This is a genomic window from Bacillus sp. SW14 (assembly GCF_047608225.1).
In the GTDB taxonomy this organism is placed as follows: domain Bacteria; phylum Bacillota; class Bacilli; order Bacillales; family Bacillaceae; genus Bacillus; species Bacillus subtilis_G.
The window spans coordinates 2,008,369-2,020,945 of sequence record NZ_JBLKRW010000001.1 but is presented as its reverse complement, the minus strand read 5'-3'; the positions used below and the strand labels follow the sequence as shown (position 1 = coordinate 2,020,945).

General features: G+C 34.1%; 11 protein-coding genes and 2 pseudogenes. 8 read left to right on the top strand and 5 right to left on the bottom strand.

What is annotated here, in order from left to right; translation table 11 throughout:
- Window positions 1–21 precede the first annotated feature (21 nt).
- The 5 genes from ACMX2I_RS10580 to yonT all read right to left on the bottom strand — a co-directional run bounded on the left by ACMX2I_RS10580 (window position 22) and on the right by yonT (window position 4,227).
- Window positions 22–1,893 (bottom strand): LPD29 domain-containing protein, encoded by a 1,872-nt coding sequence (locus ACMX2I_RS10580; protein WP_414956888.1) that lies wholly within the window; start codon window positions 1,891–1,893, stop codon window positions 22–24.
- Window positions 1,894–2,231: 338 nt separating this feature from the next.
- Window positions 2,232–3,464: a hypothetical protein gene (locus tag ACMX2I_RS10575; RefSeq protein WP_106293944.1), complete on the bottom strand. Its 1,233-nt coding sequence runs from the start codon at window positions 3,462–3,464 to the stop codon at window positions 2,232–2,234.
- Between the two features lie 110 nt (window positions 3,465–3,574).
- Window positions 3,575–3,736 (bottom strand): hypothetical protein, encoded by a 162-nt coding sequence (locus ACMX2I_RS10570; protein WP_106293942.1) that lies wholly within the window; start codon window positions 3,734–3,736, stop codon window positions 3,575–3,577.
- A 44-nt stretch (window positions 3,737–3,780) separates the two neighbouring features.
- Window positions 3,781–4,032: a hypothetical protein gene (locus ACMX2I_RS10565; RefSeq protein ID WP_414956887.1), complete on the bottom strand. Its 252-nt coding sequence runs from the start codon at window positions 4,030–4,032 to the stop codon at window positions 3,781–3,783.
- A gap of 18 nt (window positions 4,033–4,050) precedes the next feature.
- Complete coding sequence (yonT, locus tag ACMX2I_RS10560) at window positions 4,051–4,227, bottom strand: type I TA system toxin YonT (protein ID WP_014470124.1); 177 nt, start codon at window positions 4,225–4,227, stop codon at window positions 4,051–4,053.
- Between the two features lie 1,009 nt (window positions 4,228–5,236).
- Between yonT and ACMX2I_RS10555 the strand changes: the two genes are divergently transcribed.
- From ACMX2I_RS10555 to ACMX2I_RS10520, 8 genes and pseudogenes are all read left to right on the top strand, one after another.
- On the top strand, window positions 5,237–5,431 hold the full coding sequence (locus ACMX2I_RS10555) for a hypothetical protein (RefSeq protein WP_414956886.1): 195 nt from the start codon (window positions 5,237–5,239) through the stop codon (window positions 5,429–5,431).
- A 39-nt stretch (window positions 5,432–5,470) separates the two neighbouring features.
- Window positions 5,471–7,345, top strand: a pseudogene (gene yonO / locus ACMX2I_RS10550) (DNA-directed RNA polymerase YonO); the annotation flags it as partial.
- Window positions 7,346–7,676: 331 nt separating this feature from the next.
- Window positions 7,677–8,321, top strand: a pseudogene (locus ACMX2I_RS10545) (hypothetical protein); the annotation flags it as partial.
- 242 nt (window positions 8,322–8,563) lie between these two features.
- Entirely contained in the window at window positions 8,564–8,842 is a 279-nt protein-coding gene (locus ACMX2I_RS10540; RefSeq protein WP_414956885.1) for an HU family DNA-binding protein, read from the top strand.
- Between the two features lie 495 nt (window positions 8,843–9,337).
- Entirely contained in the window at window positions 9,338–10,258 is a 921-nt protein-coding gene (locus ACMX2I_RS10535; protein ID WP_414956884.1) for a hypothetical protein, read from the top strand.
- A 23-nt stretch (window positions 10,259–10,281) separates the two neighbouring features.
- Window positions 10,282–10,716 carry a hypothetical protein gene (locus tag ACMX2I_RS10530; protein ID WP_268473153.1) on the top strand — a complete coding sequence of 145 codons (435 nt, stop codon included), beginning with the start codon at window positions 10,282–10,284 and terminating at the stop codon, window positions 10,714–10,716.
- 286 nt (window positions 10,717–11,002) lie between these two features.
- Window positions 11,003–11,194 carry a YonK family protein gene (locus ACMX2I_RS10525; RefSeq protein WP_010328101.1) on the top strand — a complete coding sequence of 64 codons (192 nt, stop codon included), beginning with the start codon at window positions 11,003–11,005 and terminating at the stop codon, window positions 11,192–11,194.
- A 16-nt stretch (window positions 11,195–11,210) separates the two neighbouring features.
- Complete coding sequence (locus ACMX2I_RS10520) at window positions 11,211–12,428, top strand: hypothetical protein (RefSeq protein WP_414956883.1); 1,218 nt, start codon at window positions 11,211–11,213, stop codon at window positions 12,426–12,428.
- The last annotated feature ends 149 nt before the right edge of the window (window positions 12,429–12,577 follow it).

Sequence of the window (12,577 nt, the reverse complement as noted above, 5' to 3'; positions counted from 1 at the left end):
ATTAACCCATCCCCCCTCATTTTATAGACTAGGCTTATAAGTATTAATTAAAGGTTTGAAGCTTTTTTCGTTTAAGTAATCTAAAACCTCATCAAATTGTCTTTTGTCACAAGAGTGGTACTTACTATGAATTATTTTGATCCCCTCTGGTCTAACCTCAACATTATTCAATACTGTATCGGGTAGTGAGTGCCACCCTTTGAACATCAATAAATCTGAATAGAAGTGACGATAATATAAATTTCTTTTATTTTCGGGTTTGTATGTCAACTTGATTGCATTATCATATTGAGCATATTTCATTGGCTGATAACTATCATATGTTACTCTTTCGGTAATCAAAGACCCAAAATCAGATATGTAGAATAGAGTATATTTTTCACCTTTTTCAAGTTCAGCATTTTTGAATTGCTCTTGAATACTGTCAACTTCCTGGAGAATTCTGTATAAAGAAATTTTCAATTCTTCAATTTCTACTTGCTGGATAATATTTTTATTCAACTTCAAACTTTTTATTTTTAACTTTTCTTTAAATAAAGATTTGTATTTGTTCCAGTCTTCCTTTTTCCAAGTCTCAAATATATTTAATTCTTCAATGACCGAAGTTGAAATATCTTCTAACATATCTGCTTGATATTTTAACTCGTCTAATTCTCCTTCTTTTAACGCTTGCTTATGAGAAATTGACTTTTCAATTTTTGCATTGTCCACTAAACCAACGTATCTTGCATAAGAATAGCCTTGAGCGTCTACAATAAATTGCAATTTCCCGCCGTAGTACACTCCTACACCATATAAATTCCATTTAACTGTATTCTTTTCTAGATCGTCCATATTGTAATAATCAATCATTGAGTTGATTCTATTATCCTCTGTAAAGCTGCCTCCTGTTTCCGCAAGAAAATCAAAATCATTTAAAAGCATGTTAGAAAAGTTGTTTAAAGCTTCTTCAGTATTGAAATGTACTTCTTTTGTAATTTTTACATTTTTAAGTCTGAAGTCACCTTTTGCAACCTCGTCTTTATATTGATCGAGTGTGCAATTCTTGTTTAAGTTCGCAAACTGTGCATCAATAACACAATACTCCTGATCTTCATTCAGTTGTTTTACTACAATGCTGCTATAGATATTTTCGACTTGTTTCTTTTCTTCTTGTTGCTGTCTCTTATATTCAGCATTTTTGAGCTCTTGCTCTTTTAAATATTCCAGAAATTCTTTTTCTTTTTTCTCTTTCTCGGCTTCTTCGAATTCTTCCATCTTTGAATCGAACAGTGCCATTTCTTCTTTAATTTCCTCTGTCTGTTCTGTCTCTTTGTATTCCCAGTCTAATGAAACATGACCATAAAAGTTGTAACTACCTGCGTAATCAGTGTACGGATCTGCTGGGCTGTAGCAATGGCGATAATTGTTTAAAAGACTGTTGCAATAATCATAAATCGCAGTCAAATAAGCTGAGCCTTTTTCATAAGGACTTGATTTGATTTTGATGTTAATAGTGCTATGTAAATAGCTTCCCCCAGTAGTAACAGAGAATTTGCATTGTGGGAAACGTTGTCTTACATGCTTTCTTATTTCCTTTGCCATTTCTTTAACTTCCTGTTCCTTGTTAACCTCGAACTCATTCCATTTCGTTGCATCCCACAGACTCATTTTCACACCCTTATCTTTCTTGCTGATGTTAGTGATTGTGTTAGACGATGTATTTTTTTGTTTGGTAATGTCATTAGCGACCTGCATTGATTTTTCTGTCCGTTTGTTCCACCAGCATTTTTTGAATCCAGAGAATCGAAAACCGTTTGATTTAAGATGAGTTAATACCTCTTGTTCTGGTTTACTATCAAAATAAAGTTCAATTCCGTTTAACTCTTCATTAATTCTTAAAACAACTGTCATTTTCAACCTCTCCACTCTTTAATTATTGTTATACATATTTTTTGTATTTGTTAATTATATTATATCTTGATAACCAATAATAATCAATACATTTATACATATTTTTTGTATTTGTTATAGTGTTAAATACTAATTGCTCATGAGGGGGTTTGGGGGTGGTGTGAGCAAAAATTGTTCAGGTGAGGAACGAACCGTTTTGAACAATTAGCAGCACCCCCATTCTCTTATTTTATTATTTAATTTATTTACTTCTTTTCTTCTACGAGAGACCCCTATAAAACCCTTATGTACCAAGGGTTTCAAAAACGATTTATTGCTTTTTTTTTCATACACTATCCTTATCTCTCGTTCTCTAACCAATCTTTTAACAGCTTTCTCATTCGTGATGATGGGACATATATATTAATATCCTGTCCATTTCTTATAGCTGATCTCCAAATCCATTGAATCATCTCAGATAGAGCAAAATTGTCCTCGTTAATGATTATTCCCTTGGATCTAAAATAATCATCAATTGCAGGATTAACGAATCTATTTATTGAATAAACCAAAGATTTTTTGTGACTGTATTCGTTCGTTGCTTTGATGTTACAGGCTAAAAAGCCTTTCGTATAACCTTTCCCACTTAGTTTACTTTTATGTGATTTAAAAGTTGTCCAAAGATTATCCTTAGACTTTGATTTAAGTATATTCTGGTAGTAATTCAGAATATTATTCTTAAGCCGTTTATGTAACACTGAACGTTTTTCAAACCAGTTTTTTGATAATGCATAATAATCATCACCAATCTTATTCAAGTCACCTTCATATATTTTAATTTTATGTCTTAGGACATCCTTCTTTGCTTTATCAAATTGCCTACTGTGCTGCATTAATTTATAACTGTCATTGTCTTTGACTACTGCATAAAGTTCATACTCTATTCCGTTAATGTCATAATAATATTTCTGAATCTGAGCATCAAACAAATATGTAAGATTATAGACCTGTTTAAATTGGGCAAAGATGTCTGCAGGAAACTGCCAAAACAATACAGACTCATTATGCAATATTAAGTTTTTACTCTTGGCCAAATGTTTAAGCGTTTGGAACTCTCCTTTATATTCCCTATTAAGGTTTCTTTCTTGTTCATCATTCCAAATGATTGTGCCATTATTGTTTTTAATCCATTCATTTTGGAACAGCATATCCAGATCATCCTTGGATATATTTAATTTCTTAACCACTTCCATAGTTTCATCCAGGATAAGAGTATAATTGCCTGAGTAAATCAATTCTTTAGTTGTTTCATTAGCCATACTGAATAAAGCATGAGTTGTTACAATGTCATTGTTATCTGCTAAATGTTTATGTAACGAATCCAGTTTATAAAGCGTTTCCCCTTCCTCACTATGTATTTTTGGTTCATAAAACTTTCTATTCGTACACGACCTCTTTATTCTTGTTACCTCATCAAGATATGGTGTGATAAAGATAAAATGCTCATTCTTTGGTGCCTCATTCATCATCTTAATAATGTAAGTTGTTTTACCAGATCCCATAATAGAATCAATCACTTTAACTTTCTCCATATATCCTCCTTATATTTTAATTTTGCATTCAAAAATAAGGAACGATAATTGCCTTACCGCTCCCTTATTTATAACGCATATTTAATTATCCTTATCTGTTCGCTGATTGATTAGCAAGAATCATCTTGTTTAACTTTGCTTATCTCTTCTCTGTACTCTAAAAGGTCTTTATCAATTCTGACTGTTGCTTCTTTGATGGAGTCAATATCTTTCTTGAGCATTTCCAATTCCTTAGTGAACTGCTGAATAGCATCCAGGAATTTATTCTCCACTCATCTCACCTCAATGATTTAATTATACCATGAGGCCTATAAGATTAGCGTGACTTGTTTCTTAGTTTAAGGAATGCAAAATAGATGATCCACAACAATATGGCAATGATACATGTGACTATGAATATTATATTGATTAGTGTTTGTGCTTCGCTGCTGAAGTAATCCTTAATGAGTTGAAACATTAAGAATAAGCCAATGAATGTGATATGGGTAAACCATAATGAGAATCGTTTCATGTTTACAATGTGCTTGATCATGTTATAATATGGGTAGGAACTAAAGGAGAAGTTCATTCCCCTTTAGCTTGGTACTCATCTGCGTATACGTTTGCGTTGTCTCTTGCTACGGAGTCGCTTACGTGTACGCTTTTTCTTTTTGCTTGTCCCATTCTTTAGGTTTCTTATCTTCTCAACTATTGTTAGACTGTTGATTGTAAGAACCGTTAAAGATATGAGGAAAGCAACTATGATACCCACTTTCTCAAGCACTATGTACACCTCCTTTCCTATGACTCTATTATAACATAATTCATGATTTTTATATACATATTTTTTATATTTGTGGTAAGTTATTTATGTGTTGATGGATGGTGGTTGAGATGCTTTGTTTGCTGTTTGAATGAACAAGAATGTAATTGGATTGGGAATTGATTAAGGATGCTTAGAGAGGTATTATATTGATTCTGAGAGCGTGTGAGTGTGATTAGGTTGGATGACTGATGATGAGTTGTGTATATGATGTGGGAATCGGATGAGGTTAGTGTAGGATATATGATTGGATATAAGGATAAGTATAGTGGTGAGGATAAGGTTAAAATAAATATGTCTTCGATTCCCTCGGATTCGTTATAAATACGATTATTTTTAATGAATGGTTATTCATTTTCAAATTACTAATCAATTTATTTTTTTAAATTTATTCTTGTGTTTGGCCTGGAATTATGTTAGCACTGTTGTAGACCTACCCAAATCATCAAATGCACGTATAATGTACCTTATACACGTATTACAATACCAATATATGGGGGTATATTTACATCTAATGGTAAAATTAAGGGAACAGATGTACCCATAGCACTTCCATTTCCACACCCTATCCAAATTTTCATTTTCCTAATTCCACCTCAAAATCACACTTTTTCACATCGTAATCGCTATCGTAAAAGCCTTAAATATCAACGTTTTCCCCTCTTCAAATTTACTCGATTTCTTCAATATTTAGATAAAGCAACCACTTTCCCCTACTCTCACTTATGTTTTACGATCGTTTGTCCCCTAATCACCATTCGATACAGCAAATAACCTTACGTTTACTGGCTTTTTGAACTCTATAATAATTTTTACGATAAGCATGTTTTTAGATTACGATAATCACCCCTTCTCTATATGCCTCACAATTCATCTCAATAACCTGGAGCTGTTAACATACTAGCAAAAAAACAATATACAAATACAAATAATATGTATATAATCATCTCATAGGTGAGGAGGTGAGATAATGCAAAAGGATTCAAAGAAAGTAACGTACATGTTTAGTAATTTAATTGGATTTTTAGAGACTACTATTATTGAAGAAACTGCTTCACAAGAAGAAAACACTCTTTATGAGGACTATAAACTTTTTGGAACAATCGATAAACAGAGCTATACATACAAAAATCTTGTACATAAGTATCTAAAAAGCGGCTATTAAATCAAAAAATATGCATAATAGTAATAAGGGGAGAATTTATTGAAAGGAAAAAAAGACGGTCTTAATAAGCAAGTACATATTTACAGTATTGATACTTCTGCTTTTTATAATGATCAAGAAAACAAATTACATAACAAGATTTTAAAATCATATAGGTACAGAGATCATCTCAAAAAACTTGAACATGTTGATAAAAAACATAAGAAGTACATAACGCAAAGGATTATTTCCTTAAAAGAAAAGCTTTATAACGCCTTTAACGATCATATTCAAATAAGAACACTTAGAACAGATTCCCTGAAAGATAATAATGTGATTTCATTATTTGATTCAGTCTTAACTCGAACATTGGGAATCAAAGAAAACTCTCTCTCTGAAGAGATCATGGTTGTCCAAACTTATCACTTTCAAATTTTAAGGGACATTATTGATAAAGGATTCATACATAACAATGAGAAATACGTTTATTTCACTAGTAGTGCTGGTCAAATACGAACAAAAAAATCTTGTTTTATCAAGCAAAGCACCTTACATAAGTATCAAAATGCTTTAACTTGTGGTCTTAGTGCGGAGCAAATCAATGCTCAAGGTGGGAGCAGCATAAACAAATGGAATAGCTACATGGCCTTATCGAATAGCGCAAGTAGTCCATGGGAAATTGATATTGATAAAGCAATTGTCGTAAATGACTTAGAAACAAACGTTACCAGCCAGGTTGATTATATTGACCGTGATACATATGAAATCACTCGTAAAGTTATGGATATTCCTATAGAACATACAGATGGTTGTGGAATGATGCTTCCTAGTTTGAGCCAGAAAAGCTTTATGGTCAGATTGCCTTGGGTTAAGGGTCTACTAGTTCCATTTGATTTTAGGAAGTTTGCTGAAAAACACAGTTCATTTACAGTTAAGGACGTCTACGGTAAAGAATGGGACATTATTAAAGATGATATCCAAATAATTTTTACGAAAAGCCAGTTTAAGATGTGGAAGTACTATGATTCTTGGGATGATTATCGCTCTAAATTTAAAAAGTATGGATGTTTAGGAGCTAAATTAAATGAAGAAGATCCATCTGTTGAGGGAAAACTGACTTACCAAATGCTACAAACACTCACTGATATCACAGATGAGGAATTGAACCAAATCAGCTCAAAGACTGTCAGAGAGATTACTCAATTAGGCACTGATAAAGGAACCATGATGAAAGTTCTGGGGGCTACCGAGAAAAATAAACATAAAACAAGCCTTCAAGAAGCTCTACTGATATATCCAGAGCTGTTAAATGATGATCACACTAAAGAAATCATTAAGAATAAGAAAAAGAGTATGATTAAGGACGCCAAATCAGGAAAATTACTTGTCAGTGATGCTAGGTATACGTATTTATGCCCAGATCTATATGCTTTTTGTGAAAGACTGTTTCTTGGGATTGAGAATCCAAAAGGACTTCTCACCGGCAACAATGTTTATTGTTCTTTATATGATGAAGGGCATGTTGATATCCTCCGCTCCCCTCACCTATTCAGAGAGCATGGTGTTAGATGGAACAAAAAAGATGAGGAATATGAAAAGTGGTTTATTACCCCAGGTGTTTATACCAGCATTCATGATCCGATATCGAAACTGCTGCAGTTTGACAATGATGGGGATAAGGCCTTAATTATTTCTGATGAGTTAATCGTCAATATTGCCAAACGTAATATGGAGAACATCGTTCCGTTGTATTATGAAATGTCAGTAGCCCAGAAACAAGAGATTAATAGCAGGAACATCTATGAAGCACTAACTCTTGCTTATGGAATCAATATTGGGGAGTACAGTAACAACATCACTAAGATATGGAACAGTGACAATATAAACCTGGACGTGATCAAATGGTTATGCATGGAAAACAACTTTACTATCGATTAAATTTATAGTCGCGTCGCATAGCGATATGCGGATGAAAAGTCAGTGAACCTAGAAACCTAGGGTGTGCATTCAGCGAAAAGTAACGATAGGAAATGATCGTCAATGAGTGTGCTAACAGGGGAATTCTAAGTCCTTATCGATACGATAACCCTGTGCCAAGCGTTTACATCATGCTGGGAAGCACTTGTAAATGAAGGTGCAACGACCATCCTTTATGGAGTAATAATAAGGTGAAATTCCTTATTATGAAGCGCTGACCATCTGTCTAGCACAGATGATGATATGGTCTATTCCCTAATAAAATATCGGGAAACCGAGGGTATCAAAGTTCGCAAAAACCTTATTCATGCCTACTCGTCCTGAGCATGTTGATGAGAAAATCAAAGATTACATAAAGAACAAAGTACCTCACTTTTTCATTAATGCAAAAGACAAAGACGATCACTGTGTTGAACCGATTAATGATAGTACTGTAAATAAACTGGATTCAATTATTCCTAATGATCGAATCAACTTTGCTGCAGTTGCAGGAAGATTTGATTACCTCTTCTTACTCAAAAACAAAGAGATTAAACTTAATGAAGCCATAATTAATGAATACAAACGTCTTGATCGAAACAAAAAATGGCTTATGAATGATGAAGATATCAAACCAGGACAAAAACTTTATGTCTATAAGATTATCAAACAAAAACTATTGGAAATACATAATGATGACAGATTTATTACAGATGTATTGGTAAAACATCTATATAAGAAAAAAAGTAAATTCAAGTCGACACTGTGGGAGTGCTTTGGCGATATTGTACTGGAGAATATTAAGCATAATTTAAAGACCTTTAAAGGATGCTGTATTTGTGGAAAAGCTTTTAAGCCAACATCTAACAAAGCGAAGTACTGCCAGTCTTGTGGAAAGAAAAAAGAATGTGACAAATACAAAAAATATAACAAAAAGAGGAATAACCACCGTTAGAAAGTGCCTTGAGCCTTACTCCCCCAAGGTGTACAGCGATTTTACCGAAAAAACTTCAACAAAAAAGCGCCTTGAACCCTTGGTGTGACTGGGTTGAAAGCCCCTTTTGAGATAATCGTCATAAGGGAGACAGAAAGCTAATTTCCACATAAAAGGGCTAGTACGTTTCCCCCGTCTATATAAGAGACAATCTTTATTGTTTATTTAGAATAAATTTAAATTCACTTAGGAGGAAATTGATTATGAATAAAACAGGACTAATCGCTAAAGTGGCAGAAAAACAAGGGGAATCTAAAAAAGAAGCAGCTCCAAGTGTCGAAACAGTTTTTGACACTATTTCAGAGGCATTAAAAAGTGGAGAAAAAGTAAGTATTCCTGGTTTCGGAACATTTGAAGTTCGTGAACGTGCAGCTCGTAAAGGGAGAAATATTCAAACTGGTGAGGAAATCGAAATCCCTGCTTCAAAAGCAGTAAAATTTAAGCCTGCAAAACCTCTCAAAGACGCAGTGAAAGCTAAATAATAAGTTAATGAGGACGACAGGAAAGACTACCTGCACGCTTTGTCACAAAGAGCTTATGCTCCTAAAAGTGACAGAGTTAGAAGTTATGGAGGAAAATGTCGCCCTCTCCTCTTTTCACCTTCATCTCTGGGTTAATTAATTAGTTTTTTTTTGATGGCATGGGGGTGTCGTCAATTAATAAGTTGATTACTGGTATGTGCGATATCAGTAATCGGCAAATATTCATTTGTTTGAGGACTTGGAGCATCAGGGATTCAGATAAGTGAATATGGGGTAACCCCCCTTTGTGGACTAAACCTCAAGGAGTTTCATATTGGGGCTTTGTCCTACTTTTGCCAACTATTAATAATCATCATATTGCTTCCTTGCCTCTAGTATATATTCAACAGAAAAACCAACTAATTGATTATCCTTTTCATTTTTTTGTTATTTATGCAGGAAAAATGACATTTGTGTCGAACTATTCTAGTTGAATATAAACTAGGAGTGAGTCTTTTGTCATCTAAAGAAATAACTATTAGAGGAAATTTCTTTAATTTTTCCGAACCAAACGGCGAAGAGAATGGAATGGATAAGCTGTTTGCATACCAGAAAAGTATAATCGACCAGCAAAAAGTGGATAATATAGAAGCAGGTGGGAATGTCTTACGAATCACATTCTTAGAAAAACAGAAAGTGAACGAAGCCTCTATCAATCATTATTGGGTCGGGGTATTAGAAAAGCTTGATGTAACATCTGAGGGTGAAATAGCTAAACTTGATGGCTCAAGGACAAAATATGCAGCTGGTCCTGATGAGGGAACTATAGTTAATACTGGATTTCTATATTACCCTTTGACTAAAACACTTTTACTTCATAAAAAATATGGTGGAGTAAATGACAAAACCTTTGGTATTTTTATTAGAAAATTGATAAAGTATACCCAAATTTCCTCTCAGTATTCTAAGTATATGATGGACGTTGTGCCAGATGTCGAAAAATTGGCAAGACTGTCCAATGCAAATGCAATCGAAAAGGTCGAATATTCTTTCGTAATGCCAAAAAACTTAGACATTAACAAGCTGGAAAACCGTCCTATACTAGGCGATATGTTATTAGCTCATTCTCTTGGGGCAGATCGTATAAAAGTTACTATAAGCGCAAAAGAACAAGGTATGAAAGTGCTTAAAACTGTCAATAAGATAAAGAATCTGACGCATTTAGGCCAAAATGTATCAACGCTTAAGGCAGTATCAAAACATGGTGATATAACAGAACCACTTGACTTACTAAGTGATCGATTTACTGATTATATTCGTGTCAAGCTAGACAAAAACCAAAAAGAAACAGCTACTTTAATAATGGATTCCTTGGAGAAAATATTTTCGAATCAAAAGACTTTGATAGAGACAATGTATGTGAATAGTGATGATTAATTTGCAATTTAGGCGGTGTTAAATTGGGCATTTCTTTAAAATTGAGCCTTTTTGTAATACCTTTGATCGTTGTATTTATTATTCAACCTAGTTATGACAGTATTGTTAACTTAAAAGATGTATTGCTAGGCTCAATTGCTTTTGGATCAACTTCTGTTGGTTTTTTTATTGCGAGTGTTTCGATATTACAAACATCGAATATAAGTAAATTTTACAAGCATCTAGTTGTGTTAGGAACAAATAAAAAAATTATATCTTGGCTTATGACGGCAATTGCGTATATGTTTGTTTTATCTCTCCTTTCCCTAATTGTATTAATATTTTTAAATGGAAGTTTTAGCAGCTCCCTTGAAGTACTTTTGAATTTTTGGTTTGCATCCCTTTGCGCTTCTTTTTTGTCAACGTTCTGGATTATCTTGCTTTTCTTAATAATCTTTTTATTAAAAGCACATAATTGACATTTTTGATATTTGAAATTCCCTTACGCAATCAGAACGAGGCTTCCACCATCATGGCGGAGGTCTTTTTGTGCTTGCGTTTCACTTTACTGATCAGCCGGAATGTGCTTCCGAGCCTTCCGGTACGCAAGTTATCAATAATCTCCTTCGGGCGTTTCCCCAACGCCTATCCGACTTATCTTTCATCTCCTTTATATCCCCTTCTCGGACGTTACCGATGCTTCGGATCATCGGGCTTCCGAAGGAGCTTATTGTACGTAAATAGAAAATTATTGGAGGAATTTAAATGGCAAGCAAAAAAGTACATCAAATTAATGTTAAAGGCTTTTTCGATATGGACGTAATGGAAGTTACTGAACAAACTAAAGAAGCTGAATACACATATGACTTCAAAGAAATTCTCTCAGAGTTTAATGGAAAGAATGTTTCAATTACTGTAAAAGAAGAAAATGAACTTCCTGTTAAAGACGTTGAGTAAGGAGATGACTGCCTGAATGATCGATCCTATTCAAACTAAGCGTCACTCAGATGAAAACCTTAAAGAATGGAAAATAAGAATCTGCTCTAATAAAGACATTTATAATCTAAGCTGGGAAGAAATCAAAGAGTTAATCAACAAAGAAACCGGCGAATCTAAAGGTGAATCAGCTTACAGAAAATGGTTCAACAACTTCATTGAGGGGGTTGAATACCAAAAAGAAAAGTCAGCTGAATCAAACTATTCTCTCCTTGAACTGGAAATGAAAAAGGTTGAAATCATGGAAGAGAGAAAGAAGCTTCAAGCTGTAAAGCATGAAATACATAAAAGCACACGTGTCAAAGGACGAACAGAGCTTCTATATGAAAATGTAACCGAAGCAATTGAGAAAGTAGGCACTCTCCCTCCCCCTTCCTTCTATCCATTGAAAAGAAGCGAAAGAAAAAGAGCTGCAGTTCTAGGATTTGGAGATGAACACTTCGGGAAGCAATTTAAAAGCAACAACAATGAATACAACGAACAGATTTATTTGCAGCGGATGAATCAGATTCTTTCTGAAACTGTTGAGTACATTCAAAAAGAAAATTTAGATGAGCTGGTCGTGTTAAATGGTGCTGACAGTGTTGAAGGTATGGCATTGCGCGTATCGCAATTAACTGCCCTTCAGTACGGTTTTATTGACCAAGTGATTAAATACTCTAGGTACAAAGCTGAATGGCTTTTAGAGCTTTCTAAGCACGTCAAAATTAAGTACATACATATCCCTTCTGCAAATCATACTGAACTAAGATTACATAATACAAATCGCTCGGAAATGCCTAAAGAAGATGTAGAGCGTATTATCGCTACTTATATCCATGACGTACTCAAAGACAATGAGCGAATTGAAGTTCCTTTATACGACGAAGGAATTGTGGATTTTAAATTACTTGAATTTGAAATTGTTGCTTGTCACGGACACCAGATTAAAAACAAAAAGAATGCCATTCGTGACATCTCACAGATGAAACGAAAATTCTACGATTACATGTACATCTCCCACTTCCACCACGGAAACATGCTCACTGTAGGTGAAGCAGCCACTCATAATATCCAAGTTATACAACTCCCTTCTGTAATGGGTTCCGATGAATACAGTGACAGCTTAATGACAGGTGCCAAAGCTGGAGCAAACTTATCAATTTATGAGTCTGGTAAAGGTCGGACTATTCAGTACGATTACATATTGAATTAATAAGAAGGAGTAAAATCAAATGAAGACAAAAAGTTTGTTAACGAATTAAGTGGTCATTGGGTTAATTTCTCAGATGAATTTAAAACGGAGCTTTCCTTAATTATTGCCAGTTAATTTGTACAACTTAGCCTAATCGAAGTGTTAGGACA

What these genes read in the sequence shown, in the direction of transcription:
- ACMX2I_RS10580 (WP_414956888.1), bottom strand. Translation starts at nt 1,893, where the DNA reads ATGACAGTTGTTTTAAGAATTAATGAAGAGTTAAACGGAATTGAACTT.
- ACMX2I_RS10575 (WP_106293944.1), bottom strand. Translation starts at nt 3,464, where the DNA reads ATGGAGAAAGTTAAAGTGATTGATTCTATTATGGGATCTGGTAAAACA.
- ACMX2I_RS10565 (WP_414956887.1), bottom strand. Translation starts at nt 4,032, where the DNA reads ATGAACTTCTCCTTTAGTTCCTACCCATATTATAACATGATCAAGCAC.
- ACMX2I_RS10555 (WP_414956886.1), top strand. Translation starts at nt 5,237, where the DNA reads ATGCAAAAGGATTCAAAGAAAGTAACGTACATGTTTAGTAATTTAATT.
- ACMX2I_RS10540 (WP_414956885.1), top strand. Translation starts at nt 8,564, where the DNA reads ATGAATAAAACAGGACTAATCGCTAAAGTGGCAGAAAAACAAGGGGAA.
- ACMX2I_RS10525 (WP_010328101.1), top strand. Translation starts at nt 11,003, where the DNA reads ATGGCAAGCAAAAAAGTACATCAAATTAATGTTAAAGGCTTTTTCGAT.
- ACMX2I_RS10520 (WP_414956883.1), top strand. Translation starts at nt 11,211, where the DNA reads ATGATCGATCCTATTCAAACTAAGCGTCACTCAGATGAAAACCTTAAA.